Source organism: Streptomyces sp. NPDC029296 (genome assembly GCF_055569255.1).
Genome location: NZ_JBVHXT010000033.1, coordinates 38,967 through 57,069 on the forward strand (window position 1 = coordinate 38,967; position 18,103 = coordinate 57,069).

At 73.9% G+C, this 18,103-nt stretch carries 15 protein-coding genes; 2 read left to right on the forward strand and 13 right to left on the reverse strand.

Features of this window, described 5'->3' with window-relative positions:
• Position 1 precedes the first annotated feature (1 nt).
• From ACZ4W9_RS26885 to ACZ4W9_RS26920, 8 genes are all read right to left on the reverse strand, one after another.
• Entirely contained in the window at positions 2 to 1,210 is a 1,209-nt protein-coding gene (locus tag ACZ4W9_RS26885) for an acyl-CoA dehydrogenase family protein (RefSeq protein ID WP_467940090.1), read from the reverse strand.
• A complete protein-coding gene (locus tag ACZ4W9_RS26890; RefSeq protein ID WP_467940091.1) occupies positions 1,207 to 1,455 on the reverse strand; it encodes a phosphopantetheine-binding protein in 249 nt (82 codons plus the stop codon). Before ACZ4W9_RS26890 ends, ACZ4W9_RS26885 begins: the two co-directional genes overlap by 4 nt.
• 5 nt (positions 1,456 to 1,460) lie before the next feature.
• On the reverse strand, positions 1,461 to 2,759 hold the full coding sequence (locus ACZ4W9_RS26895; protein WP_467940093.1) for a type III PLP-dependent enzyme domain-containing protein: 1,299 nt from the start codon (positions 2,757 to 2,759) through the stop codon (positions 1,461 to 1,463).
• Entirely contained in the window at positions 2,752 to 4,260 is a 1,509-nt protein-coding gene (locus ACZ4W9_RS26900; RefSeq protein ID WP_467940094.1) for a class I adenylate-forming enzyme family protein, read from the reverse strand. The genes ACZ4W9_RS26895 and ACZ4W9_RS26900 overlap by 8 nt, the downstream gene beginning before the upstream one ends.
• Complete coding sequence (locus tag ACZ4W9_RS26905) at positions 4,257 to 5,447, reverse strand: acyl carrier protein (protein WP_467940096.1); 1,191 nt, start codon at positions 5,445 to 5,447, stop codon at positions 4,257 to 4,259. The genes ACZ4W9_RS26900 and ACZ4W9_RS26905 overlap by 4 nt, the downstream gene beginning before the upstream one ends.
• Positions 5,444 to 6,871, reverse strand: coding sequence for a TrpB-like pyridoxal phosphate-dependent enzyme (locus ACZ4W9_RS26910; protein WP_467940097.1), 1,428 nt, complete (start codon positions 6,869 to 6,871; stop codon positions 5,444 to 5,446). Before ACZ4W9_RS26910 ends, ACZ4W9_RS26905 begins: the two co-directional genes overlap by 4 nt.
• Positions 6,868 to 7,149, reverse strand: a complete 282-nt coding sequence (locus ACZ4W9_RS26915; protein ID WP_467940098.1) for an acyl carrier protein — start codon at positions 7,147 to 7,149, stop codon at positions 6,868 to 6,870. The genes ACZ4W9_RS26910 and ACZ4W9_RS26915 overlap by 4 nt, the downstream gene beginning before the upstream one ends.
• A gap of 262 nt (positions 7,150 to 7,411) precedes the next feature.
• The gene (locus ACZ4W9_RS26920; protein WP_467940100.1) at positions 7,412 to 8,173 is read right to left on the reverse strand and encodes a thioesterase domain-containing protein; all 762 of its coding nucleotides are present in this window, start codon (positions 8,171 to 8,173) and stop codon (positions 7,412 to 7,414) included.
• A gap of 426 nt (positions 8,174 to 8,599) precedes the next feature.
• On the opposite strand from ACZ4W9_RS26920, the gene ACZ4W9_RS26925 reads away from it, so the two are divergent.
• Positions 8,600 to 9,904, forward strand: a complete 1,305-nt coding sequence (locus ACZ4W9_RS26925; RefSeq protein ID WP_467940102.1) for an ATP-grasp domain-containing protein — start codon at positions 8,600 to 8,602, stop codon at positions 9,902 to 9,904.
• 272 nt (positions 9,905 to 10,176) lie between these two features.
• Positions 10,177 to 11,388, forward strand: a complete 1,212-nt coding sequence (locus tag ACZ4W9_RS26930; RefSeq protein ID WP_467940104.1) for an MFS transporter — start codon at positions 10,177 to 10,179, stop codon at positions 11,386 to 11,388.
• Positions 11,389 to 11,810: 422 nt separating this feature from the next.
• On the opposite strand, the gene ACZ4W9_RS26935 is transcribed toward ACZ4W9_RS26930, so the two are convergent.
• The 5 genes from ACZ4W9_RS26935 to ACZ4W9_RS26955 form a co-directional block, all read right to left on the reverse strand.
• A complete protein-coding gene (locus ACZ4W9_RS26935; RefSeq protein WP_467940106.1) occupies positions 11,811 to 12,485 on the reverse strand; it encodes a lytic polysaccharide monooxygenase auxiliary activity family 9 protein in 675 nt (224 codons plus the stop codon).
• A gap of 178 nt (positions 12,486 to 12,663) precedes the next feature.
• Entirely contained in the window at positions 12,664 to 13,053 is a 390-nt protein-coding gene (locus ACZ4W9_RS26940) for a VOC family protein (protein ID WP_467940108.1), read from the reverse strand.
• A gap of 132 nt (positions 13,054 to 13,185) precedes the next feature.
• Positions 13,186 to 14,916: a SpoIIE family protein phosphatase gene (locus ACZ4W9_RS26945; RefSeq protein ID WP_467940109.1), complete on the reverse strand. Its 1,731-nt coding sequence runs from the start codon at positions 14,914 to 14,916 to the stop codon at positions 13,186 to 13,188.
• 651 nt (positions 14,917 to 15,567) lie between these two features.
• Positions 15,568 to 16,371, reverse strand: a complete 804-nt coding sequence (locus tag ACZ4W9_RS26950) for an endonuclease I family protein (RefSeq protein WP_467940111.1) — start codon at positions 16,369 to 16,371, stop codon at positions 15,568 to 15,570.
• A 316-nt stretch (positions 16,372 to 16,687) separates the two neighbouring features.
• Positions 16,688 to 17,932, reverse strand: a complete 1,245-nt coding sequence (locus ACZ4W9_RS26955) for a hypothetical protein (RefSeq protein ID WP_467940113.1) — start codon at positions 17,930 to 17,932, stop codon at positions 16,688 to 16,690.
• Between the last annotated feature and the right edge of the window lie 171 nt (positions 17,933 to 18,103).

The following is an 18,103-nucleotide window of genomic DNA, read 5'->3' on the forward strand; positions in this document are numbered from 1 at the left end:
CTCAGGCAAGGCGCACCTCCGCGTCGAGGAGGGTGAGCCTGCCGTCGGCCAGCAGCAGCCGGTCGTTGCTGAAGTTCAGGCTCGCCGACCGCAGGTCGCGCAGGGCGCGCTCCAGCGCGACGGGTGAGCCGCGCAGGTAGCCGTGGCGCAGCCCGACCGCCTCCACCAGCTCCTGCACCGCCGAATGGCACTGCTCGGAGGCGGTCACCTTCAGCCCGTTGACCAGGAGCTGGACACGGGGCCGGGACACGTCCTCGTGCGTGACCGTGTCCAGGGTGTGGGCCAGCAGCGCGGCGACGGCCTCCAGGCGGTGCCGTACCCGGGCGAGCCGGGTGAGCAGCAGCTCCGAGTCCAGCACGGCGTTGCCGCGGCTGCGGCCGGAGCGGAGCATGCCGACGGTGCGGGCCAGCGCGCCCTCGGCCGTGCCCAGCCAGGCCGCGCTCCAGCCGAGGTGGGCCAGCGGTCCGAAGGTGTGCGTGACGACGTCCCGGAAGCGGCCGTGCTGCCCCACGACCTGGTGGCCGGGAACGGCGCCGCGCAGGTGGAGCGCGCCGCTGTGGCTGGCCCGCATGCCGTGCGGGTCCCAGTCGCCGGCGCAGGCCACCTCGAGCTGGCTCCGGTCGGCGTACACCAGCGACACGTCGTGCTCGTCCGCGGAATCCGGACTGCGCATGGTGACGAGGAAACCGTCCGCGTGCAGGCCGCCGGTGACGATCGGCGCGAAACGATCGAGGACCAGGTGGCCCGCGCGCTGTTCGAGGGGCGCGGTGGCGGTCAGGAGCGCGCCGCCCTTGCCGGCTTCCGTGGTGACCGACGCCAGGTACACCTCGCCCGCCCCGATCCGGGGCAGGAGGTCGTCGCGCAGTGCGCCGTCGGCGTGCCGCACCAGGGCGGCCACCTGCTGGCAGTGCATCGCGAAGACCATGGCGAGCGACATGTCCTCGCGGCCCAGCCGCCGGGTCGCGGTGAGCACGTCGCCCAGGTCTCCGCCGAGTCCGCCGTCGGCGGCCGGCACGAGCAGGCCGAGCAGCCGGGTGCGGCGCAGCGCCTGAAGCGCCTCGACGGGGAACACGGCCTCGGTGTCGGTGCGCCGGGCGTGCGCCGCGGTCACCTCGGCGACCTCCTCGACCAGGGCCGCGAGGGAGGAGGGAGCCCCGCCCCGGCCGGCTGCGCCGGCGGCCGGGGCGGGCGCGGTGGCGGTGGTGGTCACGCGGCCGCCTCGGAGGCGCGTGCGGCGTCCACGGCCCGCCACAGCGAGCCGGCCGTCGCGAAGGTCTCCTCGTTGAGGTCGTCGTCGGGCAGGGAGACGCCCATCTCGTCCTCGATGGCGAACAGCAGGTCGACCGACTTCATCGAGTCGAGCCCGAGGTCGCGCAGCGGGGTGTCGTCGGTCAGCGGCTGTCCCTGGAGGCGGGGCAGGTGGTCGCGGAGCACGTCCTGGAACACGGAGTCCATGGCGGTCAGCCTTTCCGGATGAGGGTGAGGCGGGTGAGGTCGGGCGCGGCGTCGCCGTCGACGGCGACTTCGAGCGGGGCCGGGTGGCCCAGGAAGGCGAGCAGGCTGGCGGACAGCCCGTAGGCGCCGACGTTGGGGACGGCGAGCAGGTCGCCGGGGCGCAGCGGGGGCAGCGGGGCCTGCCGCGCCCAGGTGTCGAGCGGGGTGCACAGGGGGCCGGTGACCATGGTGGGCCGCGGTGCGCCGCGTCCCGCCGCGTCGGTGAGCAGGGTCGGGTTGAGCGGGGGCAGGCGGCGCAGGCCGGCCATGCCGCCGAGGTGGTTGATGCCGGACTCCAGGACGGCGACGTCCCGGCCGTGCGACCGCTTCACGTCGAGCACCCGGGTGAGCAGGGTCCCGGCCGTGCCCACCAGGTGACGGCCGGACTCGTACGCCGGGCGGGGCGCTCCGTCACGCCAGCCGGGTGCGGAGGCGTCGAGCAGTTCGGCGAGCCCTTCGCGCAGGCCGGTCAGATCGGCGGCCTCGCCCTCCTTGGCGAAGGGGGCGCCGAAGCCGCCGCCCAGGTCGAGGGTGGTGTCCAGCCGCGCGGTGTGCGGGGCCAGGACGGCGCGGAGCCGGGCGGCGGTGCCGAGCGACTGCCGGAACTGCGCCAGCAGGTCGGGTACGTGGGAGAGGTTGGTGCCCATGTAGAGGTGCAGGCCGGTGACCTCGGCGTGGGGCCGGTCCCCGAAGCGCTCCGGCTCGTCGGTGATCCACCGCGTGTCCGCGCCGAACTGGGAGGCGACCCCGGTCATGGCGAGGCCCTGCCCGGCGGCGGGGCGGTCGTCGTTGACGCGCAGCAGCGTCCGTACCCGCACCCCCGCCCGCCCGGCGAGCCGGTCGAGCTGGTCGAGGCCGGTGGGGGAGTCGGCGCAGAACTCGCGGACCCCCTCCTCCAGGGCCCGGTCGATGTCCTGGTCGCGTTTGCCGGGCCCGGTGTAGAGGACCTGCCCGGCGTGCCATCCGGCCGCGAGCGCGGCGTCGAGTTCGCCGGGGGAGCACACCTCGGGCAGGGTCCCGGCCTCCCTGAGGGTGCGCAGGACGGCGGGGTGGGAGTTGGCCTTGAGGGAGTAGTAGAGGTCGGCCGGCCCGGGCAGCGCCCCGCGCAGCCGGGCGGCGTTCTCGCGGACGCGCGCGAGGTCGTACACGTAGGCGGGTGTCTCGGCGCCCGCGTCCAGTGCGGCGCGGACCGCCGCGGGCAGGGCGCCGGGGACGGCGTCGGGCCGGGAGGTGTCCGGGCGGACGACGGTGGTCGCGTCAGACAAGGCTCGCCACCTCCCGGGCGAGGGCCTTGCGGTCGACCTTGCCGTTGCGGGTCAGGGGCAGGGCGGGCAGCGGCACGCAGCGGCCGGGCACCTTGAACTCCTCGATCTCCTCGCGCATGGCCTCCAGGACGTCCGCGGGCGCGCGGTCGGAGACCACCACCAGGAGGGCGGGCGAGCCCTCGGCCGGCGGTAGTACGGCGGCCTGTTCGACGCCCTCGACGCGCCGGGCCGCGGCCTCCACCTCGGTGGCGCTGACCCGGAATCCGCGTTCCTTGTAGATGTCGTCGCGGCGGCCGGCGAAGTGGACGAAACCGTGTTCGTCGAGCCACCCGTGGTCGCCGGTGCGCAGCTCGGGGAAGAGGCCGTCGCGGCGCGGGAACCGCTGGGCGGTCAGCTCGGGGCGGCGCCAGTACCCGGCCATGACGTGCGGTCCGCGCACCACCAGTTCGCCGATCTCGCCCGGGGGCAGCCGTTCCCCGTCCGGGCCGGCCGCGTGGATCTCGGTTCCGGGCAGGGCCCGGCCGCAGCTGCCCGGGTGCTCCAGGTCCGCGTCCGGCGGGTTGATGGCGGCGCGTTTGCACTCGGTGAGCCCGAACATGAGCTGCACCCGCAGCCCGGGGACGGCGGCCCGCAGCACGGCGAGGGGCTGCGGGGGCATCGCGGCGCCGGTGTTGGTGAGCAGTCGCAGCCGCAGGCCGTGGCCGGGGGAGCGGCGCACCAGCTTGGCCAGGGTATCGGCGACGGCGGGGACGGAGGCCAGGACGGTCGCGCCCGCGGACTCGATGTTGCGCAGCAACGTGGCACCGACCTCGGCGGGCAGCCCCAGCCGTACCGCGGCGCCGCTCGCCGCACCGAGGAACAGCTGGTAGAGGCCGTAGTCGAAGGAGAGGGGGAGTGGGCTGTAGACCACGTCGTCGGGGCGGTACGCCAGTTCCCCCTGGATGGCGTGGACGGCGAACAGCGCCTGCTGGTGGGTGCTCACCACGGCCTTCGGCGCCGCGGTGGTGCCGGAGGTGTAGATGAGGCAGACGGGGTCCACCGGGAGCGGGGCGCCGGCGCCGGTCCCGTCGGCGGCCGGTGCGGGCCGGCCGGGAGCGGGGTCCGGGTCCGGGCCGCGCGGGACGTCGGAGAGACGGGCGGCGGTGATGCCGCGCTCGGCGGCCAGGCGCCGGGCGTCCTCGTCGTCGGCGAGCAGGAGGACGGGTGCGGCGTCGTCCAGGACGTGGGCCAGGGCCCGCCCGCGGGTCTGTTCGTGCAGGAGCGCGAAGGGCGCCCCGATCCGGGAGGCCGCGTAGACGGCGACGGCGACCTCGACGGCCGAGGGCGCCACCACCACGACGCGTTCCCCGCGGCGGACGCCGAGGGCGCGCAGCCAGCGGGCGGCCGCCCGGCTGGCGATGGCGAGTTCGCCGTGGGTGAGGGTGTCCCGCGAGGTGCTGACGGCGGGTGCGTCCGGCGCGCGGTGTGCCGCGGCGTCGATCAGATCGTGCAGCAGGTTCACGGCTTCTCCCGGTGGGCGCGGGCGGTGATGCGGCACAGGCCGTCGAGGTCGTGGAGGTTCTCCGGGACGAGATCGCCGGGGTCGAACTCGATGCCGAGCCGTTCCTCGATCCGCTCGACGATGTCGACCATGCGGAAGGAGCCGAAGCCCGGTATCCCGGTCAGCGGGCGGCCCGCCAGCACCTCGGCGGCGGGGACGCGGAGCACGGCGGCGGCCTCCTCGGCGACGGCCGTGCGCAGCGCGTCCGCGCCCGGTGAGCCGGTGCCGCCGGTCACGGCCGCGGCCGTGACCGGGCCGGCCCGTCGCGCCGGGCGCGGCGCGGCGAACACCCGGGCGTCGGCGTGCAGGAGTCCGGCGAGACGCTCCAGCGGGCCGGAGGGTTCCGGCCGGCCGCGCTGGACGCGGCGGTGGGCGAGGAAGGTCTGCTCGGCCAGCTTGCCCCAGGCCGCCAGGTGCTCCTCGACGGCCGGCGCCGTGTCGCCGACGGCGGCGCGGTGCGCGGCGTGCAGCCGCCGGGCCCGGGCCAGCAGCCAGGTCTCCAGGGTGAGCCGGGCGAGGGCCTCCTCCCGGTCGGGGTGCTCCCGGTAGGCGCGCACGTACGCCTCGACGGCCGCCGCCGAGGCGGGTACGACCGCGGTGGCGTCCCGCGGGGCCCCGGCGCGGGCCGTGCGGTAGACGCGTGCGCCGTCGGGCAGCGCCTCGGCGAGCTCGGCCCCGGTGAGGGTCCAGGTGCCGGGCCGGGCCGGACCGTGCGGGGTGTCGTTGTGGTAGCCGTCGCGCACCACGGCCCGCCCGGAGGCGTCGGTGTCGAGCAGGAAGCTGTGATCCATGTGGGCGTGACCGTGGTACGGCACCCAGGGCAGGTGATAGGCGTCGGCGACCACGTACGCGGTGCCGGTGCCGGTCGGCGGGATCCCGGTGCCGGGCGGGTGGACCCGACGGTCTGTGAGACACAGACCGAGCGCCTGGGCGGTGCGCTCCACCTGGGTGTCGGTGGCCGCCTCGACGGTCGGCAGCCGGCCGGGACCGTCGTCGCGGGGCGCGAACTCCAGCCGCGCGCCGAGGACGAGCGGCGGCACCCCGTACTCGGCGCACGCCAGCCAGGCCAGGTTGACCTGGACGCAGTCCAGGAGCTCGGCGCACAGATCCGCCGGCGGGGCGGTCCGCGGGAGGGCGGGAGCGGTCATCGCACCTCCCCCAGACCGACGGGGGTGCCTGCCGGGCGTCCGGCCGTCCCGGCGGGCGGGACCGTGACCCGGCCGGGCGCCGGGCCGGCGCCCCCCGGTGCGTCGGCCCGGGCGAGGCCCGCGACGGCGTCGGCGATGGCAGCCGGGTCCGGCGCGCGGTCGGCCAGCTCGCCCTCGAGGAACTGCTGGTAGGCGCCGAGGTCCAGGTAGCCGTGGCCGCTCACGCAGACCAGGACGCCGGTGCGGGCACGCGGGGCGTCGCCGTCTCCGCCGCCGTCGCCCGCCGCCCGGGCGGCGGCGGCCAGGGCGTGTCCGGACTCCGGGGCGGGCAGGGTCATCTCCGCCGTGGTGAAGGCGCGGCCGGCGGCGAGGGCGGCGACCTGGTCGACGGCGGTGGCGCGGACCTGTCCCGCGTGCCGCATCGCGGAGATCAGCTTGGCGGCGCCGTGGTAACGCAGGCCCGCCGAATGGGAGTCGGGGATGGCGTAGTCGCTGCCGACGGTGTACATGGCCTCCAGCGGCGACGACCCGGTGGCGTCCGTGCGGTCGTAGGCGTACACGCCGCGGGTGAGTTTCGGGGTCGTGCTGGACTCCGCCGCGATCAGTGCCGGTGCTGTGCCGCCCTCGGCGGCGGCCCGGGCGTGGAAGGGCAGGGCGATGCCGCCGAAGTTGGAGCCGGCCCCGACGCAGCCGACCACGGCGTCGACCTCGCCCCCCTCCTCGGCGAGCTGGTCGATGGCCTCCAGGCCGATCACGGACTGGTGCAGGATGCTGTACGTCTCACCGCTGCCGATGCAGAACGCCGCTCCCTCCGTGCGGGCGGCGTACTCGACGGCCTCGCCGATCGCGAGCGAGAGGCTGTTGCCCGCCGACCGGCCGGAACGGGCGACCTCGGTGAGGGTGCTGGGGCTGGAGATCACCCGTGCGCCGAGCATCCGCATCAACACGCCGCGGTACGGCTTGCGTTCCAGGCTGCCGCCGACCATGAAGACGGTGCAGCGCATGCCGAAGCGGGCGCAGGCGGCGGCCAGCGCGGTGCCCCACTGACCGGCCCCGGTGCCGGTGACCAGCTCCCGCACGCCCGCCCGGTGGTAGTAGTAGGCCTGGGCGAGCGCGGTGTTGAGCTTGTGGCTGCCGGAGATGTTGCCGCCCTCGTACTTCACCCAGATCGGCACCCGGGCGCCCACCGCCTCCTCGAAGGCGCGGGCCCGCCACAGCGGGGTGGGACGGAAACGCCGGTAGGCGTCGGCGACCTCCTCGGGGATGTCCCAGTACTCGCGGGGCTGCACGCTCTGACGGACGAGTTCCATCGGCAGGTTCGCCTGCACGCTGCCGCCGGTGGCGGCGTGCTGGGTGCGGTCGGCAGGCAGCGGCTGTCCGAGGTGCGCGAGGACGCTGCGCCAGCGGCGGGGGACCTCGGTCATGCGGTGGCCTCGCTGCTCTGCTCGACGATCGCCGTGATGTCGGCGACGGTGGCGAAGGACCTGCCGACGAACAACTCGTCGGAGAGGGTGACGCCGGTCTCCTCCTCGATCCGGACCAGGAGGCCGATGAGGGAGAGGGAGTTGATGTGGAGACGCTCGCCGTTGAGCGGCTCGTCGTCCCTCAGACCGTGCGGGTCGACGGGGGGCTCGGAGGCCGCCGCGACGACCTCCTTGACGACGCTCGCGAGGCGGGGCGACGTGGGGTGTGCGTGCTGCATGCCATTCCTTTGCGGAGCGGGGCAGGGGGACACGCGCAGCGTCCGGGAACGCTGGGCGTACGAACGGGGGACGGAGGACGACCGCCGGCGGGCAGTCGTCCGCGCCGTCCGGGGCGGAGACGGTGGCGCACCCCGTCGGAACGGGAGAACGGATCAAGGGGGAAGAGAGCCGGGTGGCGGCGCCGGCCACCGGGCCGGGACGCGGCCCGCCGTGGGCGCGCTGCGCGGCGGCGCCGGTCGGCGGGCGGGAGCCGCGACGGCCCTACACCGTGCCGGGCGCGGGGCGCCGATCCCGGCTGCCGCCGCCGGGCTTGAGGAACTCCTCGATATCCAGGCGGAGTTGGTGCAGGTGCGGGGCGCGAAGGACGCCGAAGTGATCGGTGTCCAGAGAGCGGACCGAGACGTCCGCGAGGTGCGGCGACCAGCGCCGGGCCTGCTGCGGATCGTCGCTGCCGGTACAGGTGATCAGTAGGGCACGGCCCGGATGCCGCCCCTCGGCGCGGTACTGGATGCGGGCCCAGAGGTGGGCGTCGACGGTGCGCTCCGTGCGGGCCAGGGCGTCCGCGCCCATGTGGGCCGCGGCCTCGCTCAGCACCCGTCGGCGTACGGCCTCGTAGGCCTCGGGTCCCTCGCCGATCGGAGCCGGACTGCTGTCGACGAGCACCAGGTCGGGCGTGTGCCCACCGGTCAGCCGCCGCGCCGTCTCGAAGGCGAGCAGCCCGCCGAGGGACCAGCCGACGAACAGGTCGGCGGGGGCGGGGAGGGCGGCCACCGCCTCGGCGTAACGGTCGGCCATGTCGGGGATGCGGGTGTCGGGTTCCTCGCCCTCCTCCAGGCCGAGCGCCCGTACGCCGTACACGGGGCCATGGCGGGAGAGGTGGGCGACGAGACCCAGGCAGGGAAGGAGGCCGCCCCCCAGGGGGTGGAAGACGACGGTACGGGTGTCACCGGCCCGCCTTCCCAGCGGGAACAGCAGCGGCCTGTCTAAGGCGGCCGTCGTTTCGGTCTTCGCGCTGTGGTTCACAGGATCCCCCCGGGCTCGAACCTGCGGTCGGGACCGGCCGGTCTCGATCCGATGGTGCGTGGAGCGCCGAAACGCCGTGGAGCCCTTCGGGCGGTGTGCCGCTCGCCGCTGTCCGGATGACCCCGGGCTTTCGCTGCCCTCGGGTCACCAGCGCCACACGAATCACACCTCACCCACGATGAGTGTGTCCTACATCTCATTCTTCGACGGTGGTGAACACCCGGTTCTCCTGCGCGATGTGGCGATCGGCCCACGTCAGGCGCACCGGCCCGCATCCGGCGCCCTCGCGTGGAGGCCGACGGGCCCATGCGATGCCTTGTCCGGCCGGACATGAATCCCGCTCAGGGGGAACACCTGTGCTGTCCTGCGTCACCCCGCATCCGCTCGGATCGATCTCCCGCCGCCGCGCGGCGAGGAAGGGCCGCCATGTCTCACCTCCTCTTCGTGGAGACCACGGGTCTGGGTGTCCAGGCACTCGCCTACGCGAAGCGCAGCGGTCACACCGTGACCTACCTGCACTGCCCCCTCTACGACTTCACCGCCACCCCGGCCCAGCGCCGCGAGGCCATCCGGCTGGCCGACCACGCGGCCCCGTTCGCGGACCCGCTGGACGGCGACGCGGTGTACGGAGCACTGCTCGCCTCCGGCGCGGACCCCGGGAGCGTCGACGCGGTGCTCTCCACGCTGAGCTACGGGGCGCAGGCCGCCGCCGACCTCGCCGCCCGCATCGGCGCCCGCGGCACCTCTCCGGCCGGCACCCTCGCGGCCCGGGACAAGGGCGAGTGCCGCCGCGTCCTGCGCGAGCGCGGGGTGCCGAGCGTCGGCTTCCGCGTGGTCACCGGCGCCGGTGAAGCGCTGGAGGCCGCCGAGGCGATCGGCTACCCGGTGATCGTCAAACCGGTTCTCGGCATAGGGAAGGCCGTGACCTCCATCGCCCGCGACCCCTCCGCCGTGCGCGCACACTTCGCCGCCGCCGCGGCCGACCGGGCCGGACTCACCGAGGGCATGGCCCGGCAGCTCGACGAGCGGTACCTGGTCGAGGAACTGGTGGCCGGCGACCTGTACTCCGTGGAGGTCGCCGCGTCCGCGGGGCGCCTGGTCCCGCTGGTGTGCGCGAGCCGCAAGGTCAGCCGCGAGAACCCGGTACTGGAACTGGGCTGCACCGTCCCGTCCGGACTGCCGGCCGCCGACGAGGCCGCACTCGGCCGCTACGCGGTCGAGGTGTGCCGCGCACTCGGGCTCGACCTCGGCATCTTCCACGTGGAGGTCATGCACACCCCGTCCGGCTTCCGGCTCATCGAGGTCAACCCGCGGCTGACGGGCGGCTCCCTGCCCGACACCATCGGCACGGTCGCCGGCGTCGACGTCTTCGCCCTCCTGGTCGACCTGTTCCTCGGCGGCCCCCTGCCCGACGGCCCGCTGCCCCTGAACGGCTCGGCCTCGCACTCCTTCCTCGCCGTACCGGAGAAGTCCACCGTGCCCGCCCGTCTTCCGGGCACCTGGTTCGCCCCGTTCCTCGCCCGGCTCCACTCCGGCTACGCGCGGGCGGGCGCCGGCGACGTGGTGCCGCCCATGCGCACCAACTTCGACTCGTTCGGCATGCTGCGCGCCGTCGCCCCCACGCCCGCCGAGGCGGAGGCGGCGTGCTCGGCCGTCAAGGCGGACATCGAGGACCTCTTCGGTTTCCCGCTGCTGGCCGAGCGGACCCGCACCTCGGCTCCGGCCGCGTGAGGCACGACGGCGGCCGGCGGACCACCGCGGGCACGAACGGAAACAGCGTGTCCGGGCCCCGCGGCCGGACCCCGTCGAACGGAGAAGACGTGCCCGACCGCCGCGACCGCGCCGACGGCGACGCGACTCCCGGCACCCCGCGACCGCCGGACGCGACCGCCGCGCCGAAGGAGCAGGAGCCGGCCGGCGTCCCGCGGGCAGCCGACCGGGCCGGCGATCCGTCGGCGCCGGAACCACGGGAGACGCGGGGAGCGTTACCTCAGAGGCGAGGCATGGCGCTCGCCGTGTACCTCACCTCGGCGACGCTCGTGCGCTCGGCGAGCGGCGGCGCTCCCGTCGCGCTCGTCGCGCTCACGCTGGCCCGGCCCGGCCACGGCGGGGCCGCGCTCGGCGGCATCCTGGCGGCCCTGCTCACACTGCCCAACGCCGCCGGGCCGTGGATGGCGCGCTGGCTGGAGGAGGCCCGCGACCCGAGGTTCCGGCTGGCGGCCGCGTTCCTCGTCTTCGGGCTGATGCTCGCCGCGACCGGCTGGACGCTGGGCCGCCTGCCCGTCGTCCTGGTCGGTGTGCTCGTCGTCGTCGGCGGTCTGTGCGACCCGCTGATGACGGGAGGGCTCAGCAGCCGGCTCGCACTGATCGTCGGCGAGGACACCCGCGCCCAGCGCCGGGCCGAGGGATGGGACTCGGCGACCTACGGCACCAGCAACATCCTCGGTCCGGCCGCCGTCGCCGCGCTCACCGCCCTGACCGGGGCCGTGAGCGCGGTCGTCGCGCTCGGCGCGGCCGGCGTGGTGGCCGGCCTGCTGATGTTCGCGCTGCCGAAGGAACACCGGCCCGCCGCCGCGAGGCAGCGCTCGATGCCCGTACGGGACGCCCTCCGCGTGATCGTCCGGCGGGGCCCGCTGCGGCGCGTCATGGTCGCCACGATGATCACCTCGGTCAGCACCGGCGGTGTGATGGTGATAGCGGTGGTCTTCGGCCGCAGCCTCCAGGGCTCGGCGGGCGCGGGCGCCGCCCTCGGCGCCGCCTACGGCGTCGGAAACCTCTGCGGAGCCCTGCTGACCGGCGCGTTCCCCCTCACCGGGGAGCCGGAGCGCTGGGTGCTGCGGCTGATCGCCGCGAACGCCGCGGCGGTCGGCCTCTGCGCGCTGGCGCCGGGCTACGTCCTCGCCCTGGGCACCTTCGCCCTGGCGGGAGCGACGAGCGCGGTCCTGTTCACCGCGACCCTGGCCGTGCGGTCGGTGTACTCCCCGCCCAACGCCCGGGCGCAGGTGTTCGTGACGATGGCCGGCCTGAAGATGGCCGCCGGCTCGGCCGGCACGGCACTGGCGGGCACCCTGGTCGGCATCGGCCCGCGCCTCGCCCTGTGCCTCAACGCCGTCGTGGTCGCCTCGGCCGTCACCCTCGCCCTGACCGACCTCCGCCTGACCCGAGGCCGCCCCTCCGCCCCGGATCCGGAGGGCGCCGCACCGGCGGCCGACTGACGGGACCGGGCAGCCCCCCGCGGCCGGCGTCCACGGACACCGGCCGCGGACACGTCTCGCCTCTCGGGACGGCACGGAATCGTGAAGAACCGGCTCCGCGGTCACCGCGGTGTCTGTGGACGGGGGTCGGCGCATCGCCGGTCACGGGGAAGCGCCGACGGTGCGGCAGGTCGGGCGGACGGCCGGGATCCGCGGCCGGGCCTCGGTGCACCGGCTGGTCGAATCGGAGGCACAGCCCGCGATCCTCCGCGAGCCGGGCCTCGCGGAGGAGGTGCCCTCGAACAGGCGGATCCGGTGGGCGCGGGAAACCCCGCCGGGGCAGGCGACCACATGGGTCCCCTGCCCCGACGGGGTTCGGTCGGCCGGGCGGCGGGTCACCGGCCGCCCGGCAGAGGCCGGTGCCGTGTGCGGTTCTCCCCGGCTCAGCCGAAGTTCACGTCGCTGCACCACATGTAGGCCTGGTCGAGGTGCGAGGCCTGCCAGATCACGAACAGGATGTGGTGTCCGCTGTAGCCGGAGGTCTGGACGGGGAACGTGATGTCCTGCGCCGGCGCGAAGCGGCCGGTCTGCGTGATGAAGTCGAGGTTGCCCCAGCCCAGGGTCTGGGTCTTGGGGTCGAAGCCCTGCTTGCTCACGTAGACCTTGAAGTAGTCGGCACCGTGGGACGCCTGGTCGTACAGGTGGACCGAGAAGTTGTTGCCGACGCTGGTGGTCTTCCACGGCCCGGGCTTGTTCAGGCTGGCGTTCCTCGAGAGGTTGTTGCTGCAGAGCGTCCCGTCGGGGGTCCGCGCCTGGAACTGACCACCGAGGCCGTCGCGGAGCGCGCTCATCCAGTTCCACATGGTGTCCGGGTTGGCCTGGAAGGCCTGCCAGCACATGGGGTCTTCCGTCTGCATGGCCGGGTTCGTGTGGTTGCTGCCCCACGTCTTCCAGCACTGGTACGCGCGGGAGGCTGGGTCGACGATGGTGCCGTGGGCCTGGGCGGGGGCCGACCAGGTCAGTGCGCCGACAACCACGGCGAACAGCGTGACGAGCACCTGGAGAGGCCGACGGAGGGACGGCCGCGAACGCCTGGTTAACGGACTCTGGTTGCGCATGTGGGGGGAACTCCTTCCAGTGGCGAGGCTGTTATGGGAGCGCTCCCAACGGTAAGACTTCTGCGTGAAATGTCAACGAAACGAACGCAGTTGATTACGGAGAGGGGTTGCGAGCAGGGAATCTGTCGCGCCGACCGGGTGTCGGCGCCTGTCGTACAACCGTTCGTAACACGGCCGATCAGGCGAGGTAGTCCGCGCGCCCCTCGTCATCGAGTTCGAAGGGGCCCTCGGGGATGATGCAGAACTCATTGCCCTCGGGATCCGCCATCACCAGGAACCCGCCGGCGTCGTACTCTTCCAGCCGGCGCCCGCCGAGCTTTTCGACACGTTGCTGCTCCGAGGCCGGGTCGGGTGAGGTGACGTCGAAGTGCATACGGTTCTTCACGCACTTGGGCTCGCCGGTTCGCTGGAAGCCCAGGCCCAGGCCGTTCTCGCGCCGCAGCCATACATAGGGTCCCATACGGCCCACGACCGGCCGACCGAGCAACTCGGACCAGAACGCGGCAAGCCGCTCAGGGTCAGCGGCATCGACGATGAGGGCATTGATCTGCATAGGTGAGTCCGCCATGCCCTGATCCTCTCAGAGCGCACAGGGCCGCTCGGCATCGGTCGCGGGCGGCACGCCGTGCGCCGACGGCGCGCCCAGCCGCGACACATCGGCCCCCAAGCCCCCAAGCCCCCTGAGACACCGGGTCGCATCTCACGGCCTGGCGGGCACCCGCAGGGCGAGGAGGGCCACGTCGTCGTCGTTGTCGGCGGGGCGGACCCGGCTCAGCAGCCGGTCGGTGAAGGAGGGCAGCGGCCGGTGGGCGAGCGCGGCTGCGTGCTGGCGCAGCCGCTGCAGACCGGTGTCCAGGCTCTGGCCGGGGGCTTCGATCAGGCCGTCCGTGTACAGGACGAGGGTGGATCCGGTCGGGATCAGGACGGTGGCGTCGGGGCGGGAAGCGCCGAGTCCGGTGCCGAGGAGGAGGCCGTGGCCGTCGGTGAGGTAGTCGGCGAGGCCGTCGCGGCTGACGAGCAGGGGCGGCGGATGGCCGGCGTTGGTCCAGGACAGCCGCCAGTGGCCGCCGCCCGCCTCTTCGATCCGGGCCAGGACCATGGTCACCATGGGCACATCGGTGATGTGCTGGACCGCCTCGTCGAGTCGCTCGACGATCCGGCCGGGCCCTTCCCGGTGGGTCCAGGCATAGGCGCGGAGCATGTTGCGCACCTGCGCCATGCCTGCCGCGGCCTCCAGGTCGTGGCCGACGACATCGCCGACGGCGAGGGCCGTGGCGCCGTCGGGCAGGGGGAAGGCGTCGTACCAGTCGCCGCCGACGTGCGAGGCGTCGGGTGCGGGCAGGTAGCGGACGGTCATCTGCAGCCCGGGCACGCTCGGCATCTGGGGCAGCAGATGGTTCTGCATGGTCTCGGCGACCTTGCGCTGACGCTGGTAGAGGCGGGCGTTGTCCAGGGCGAGACCGGCCCGGCGCGCGATGTCCTCGACCAGGGGCAGGTCGTCACCGGTGAAGTTCCCCGGGTGTTCGGCCCGGCCCAGGGTGAGGGCTCCCAGGACTTCGCGGGTGCTGCGGATGGGGGCGATGGCCGCGGAGCGGATGCCGGTGGCACCGAACAGGCGGCGTTGTTCCACCGCGATGCCGGAATCCGGCGCCCCCTGGTAGGTCTCGGGTCCGGCGACGGTGGAGGCGACCCCGCGCAGGGCCCTGGACAGGGGCATGCGGGATCGCTCCGGGATGGGCGGCATCGGGCCTTGCAGGTCCTCGTGATGCTTCAGGGTGTCGCCGTCGGCGTGGACGACGACCGTGCGCCACACCTCGTCCCGCTCGGTGATCAGGTCGATGATGACCCAGTCCGCCAGCCGGGGCACCACCAGCGCCACCAGCCGGCGCAGCGCCTCGTCGACGTCGAGGGTCGAAGTCAAGCGCGTGGTGGTCTCGGCGAGCAGCGCCAGCCGCTCCAGCTCCGTCAGCTCGGCCGCCGGCCCCCGTCGCGCGCCGGCCTCCCGCGCGTGGTCGGTGGTGTGGAAGACGACGAGGGTGCCGCACTGCCGCCCGCCGATGCGATACGGCGTGATCAGCCAGGAGACCGGCAGGACAGAGCCGTCCCCGCGGGCGAAGTGGTCCTCCTCGCGCTGGGCGGTGCGCCCGGCGTGGAACGCCTGCCGCATGACGCACCGTGCCGTCGGCAGTGGCTGACCGTGAGCGTCCCGATGCAACAGGTCATGTGCGTCGCGGCGGAGAAGATCCTCGGCCGGCATGGCCAGCATCCGCTCCGCGTGGGAGTTCACGGCGATGATGCGGCCCTGCTCGTCCACGACGTAGGCACCGGTCCCGATGGCTTCCAGCGCTTCGGTGAGCACACCGTCGGATACGCCTTCGGACTCCTGCCGCCCACTGCTCGCGTCCGTGTCCGTGCGTTCAGGCCCTGCCATACCCGTCTCCTCGCCGATCGGCCGTCCCCTTCCGGCAGGCTGCCCGCTCCCGGCCGGTCCGCGCCGGCCCTGTGCCGTAGCCGGGCCCCGAGCCGTGGCCGGGCCCCGGCCCGTCGAGGACCCCTGCCCGGCCCCATTGCGCCACGCGATCGATCGGCAGCCGCCGCTCACCGGGACGATCAGGTCTGATCATGTCCAACGGGTACCCGCCGGAAGCGGTGCGTTCACCGCGATCACCGATGCCGGCCGCCGCCCGCCCCGGTCCGCCGATCATCTCCGGCCCCGGGAGGCCGCCGCTCCCTCCGCCGCACGCCGTCGCGGACGACGGGCCCCGGTCGCTGCGCGCCCCGGTCCTGTGACGCAGGGGATCCCGGGGTGACACGGGACAAGAGATCGGCAATCGTCGCGAGGCCACACCCGGATCGAGACCACTTGACCGACGACGTCACGTCCGGCCCGCCGGCGACGTCGAGTCTTCCGTCTCGGAGAGGGTGGGCGGTGCGCCCTCTCGGTCACGACGGGCGACACGACGGAAGGCTGGTCGATGCCGCCCGACGGACGTGCGAAACGGGTGATCGGCCCCTCGGGGCCGGCGGCCCCGCCGACTTCGCGCTGGAGTGCCAGCGGGGTGCCCGGCGTGTCCGGCCCGCTCTACCAGATGGCCTCGACCCACTCGGGGTGGTCGATGAACGGGTTCCGGTTCCTCTGGTAGGTGTCGTAAATGACCTGGTTGCGGTGCTCCTCGAAGGCGTCCGGCGGGTCCTCGTCGTTCCACTGCTTGAGGACGGACAGCCGGCCCATGTAGGGGTTGCCGCCGTTGCCGACGCCGTCGTTGCCCTCCAGGTCGGCCCAGCCGTCGCCGCCCTCGTAGCGGACGATCATGTAGAAGATCATGCGCGCCACATCGCCCTTGACGGCGTCGCGCGGCTCGAAGGAGTCGGAGTCGGTGAGGCTGCCACCGGAGTTGGTGAAGCTGCTGCCGCCGTTGTCGAAGTCCTTGTTGCCGCGGACGCCGTTGACCTGGACGTCCTCCGGGCGGATGTGGTGCAGGTCGGTGCCCGGACCGGTGGAGGTCGTCAGGTCGCCGTGCGAGATGGCCCACACATGCTCGCGGTTCCAGTCGCCGACGTCCCCGCCGTTGAGCGTCTTGCTGCGGGAGATGCCCGAGTACAGCAGCTTGACGTTGCCGCTGTTGGCCGGGTCCTGGTCGGTGACCTTCAGCGCCTCCCAGAGCGCCGAGTAGGACAGCTTGTTCTGGCTGCTGATGATGGTGTGCAGCGAGGACTTGAGGCTGGTGCCCGTCTTGCCCACGGCGTTCTTGTAGTACGTCGAGTCGTACGCCGTCGTGGTCGCCGCGGCGGGGGTGGCGGTGAGGGCGGGGCTGGTGAGGCCGACCAGGACGGCGGCCGTGGCGAAGGCCACTGACTTCCAGCGGCGGGTGCGTGTCGCCGGCATGTGGGGTCCCCTCTACGCGGGTTGAACGGAGGCGGCACTCGGGAGAATGGCATGGACATGCAGTCGAATGGGTGACGGGCCGGTGTCGGTTGGATGACGGGAATGGACAACTCACGCTGTGAGCAGGGCGAGACCGACGGGCGGGAACCCGCGTGAACCGGCGTCCTGGTGCGCTGCGACGGCGGCCCGCAAGAAGTCCTCGACTCCATGTGGGAGCGGCGTCACGGTCGCCTGGCACGGCCGGCGGTGGTCGCGTCGGGTCAGCGCTCCGGTCTCCTCGTCCGACGCGGCCTGATGCGGCGCGGTGCGGGCCGTATCACCGGTGGCGGCCGGGACGGTACCGGTCGAGAACCGGCTTGAGCCCTTCCTCCATCGCCATGCGGACCACGCCGCCGGGTCTGCTCCGGCTCCCGCCCGCGCCGAAGAGCACGAAGTGCGGGGCCCAGCCGGCGTCGAAGTACACCGCGCCTTTCAACGCGAGGCCGGCCGGAGGCTCGGTGTCGGGATAGGGCGGCAGCACGGGAGACGACCAGGCACGCGCCTCCTGCCGAGGTCGCGCCGCGCCTTGCCGGGGCGGTGCCGCCTGGGCCCGGAACCTCTCGTACTCATCCCGACCAGGCACAAGGAGAACGAGCCGTTCCGCGGGGAGCAGCCGTGTCGCCTCCCTGAACTCCCACAGCAGTCCGGCCCCCGGCCCCACCGCCATCACCACGAGCCGCGCTCCCTCCATCAAGTCCCGGACCGTCTCCTGCCAGTCGTCGACCGGCAGGTACAACCGCCGGGCACCGACCAGGGGAAGCCGCTCCCCGGGCCGGCCCACAGCGACCATCGGCGCCACCGTCTTCAGTGCCTGTCCCAGTTGCTCCTCCTCGGTCCGCGTGGACAGACCCAGATCCGACAGCACGGCGCCCGGCCCAGGAGCCGGACGCTCGTTCTCCTCCAGGGCCGTACGCCGGACGTCGTCCTCGAAGGACCTCAGATAGAGCGTGAACGAGTTCCTGCGGAGTTCTCCCGGGCACCGGATGATCTCCGCGAGGTGCTGCCGTCCGAGCACGGCGAGACGACGCGCGCCGAACAACAGGGTCTGGGCGGACACCGCGACGAGGGGGACGAGGAGGTCGACGTCCCACCAGGGCACCGGTGAGTCCTCACCCCAGAGTCCGTAGACCGAGGTGAACGCCATGATGGGCAGGAAGAGCCGCAGACGACCGAAACCCTGTCCGCTCGGAGGGCGTCGCAGCACCACGGCGCGCACGGCACCGAGCACCACGGCCCCGCCCACGATCACGGCAGCGGCGACGACCGTCGTGTACCACCAGGGGTCGTCCGGGTTGAACGCACCGACGGCCATCCCGGACCGGAGCCGGATGTCCTGCCAGTGGTTGAACGCGGCCAGGGCCAGCCAGAATCCCGCGAGACCCATCGGCCAGGCGGCGGCCACCAGGAGCACACCCTTGGCACGGGACTGCCGGGGCGCACCGGGCCGTAAGCCCCCGGTTCCCGTCTCGTCCGCCGCCATCCCGGACAACACCGCGCGGCGTCCGCCCTGGTTCTTCCGCACTGCCTCGCCCCCGTCAGAAACGGCTGCCCGACAGCTCCCGCGGGCTGCCGACCGCTCCCGTGCCATGGTGCCGGACCGGCAGGGCGTACGCACCCGCCTTCGGGAACACACCGGGCTCCGAGGACATCGGCAAGCAGGCTGGGCGCGGTGGCCGTGGCCGGGGCCTGGCCG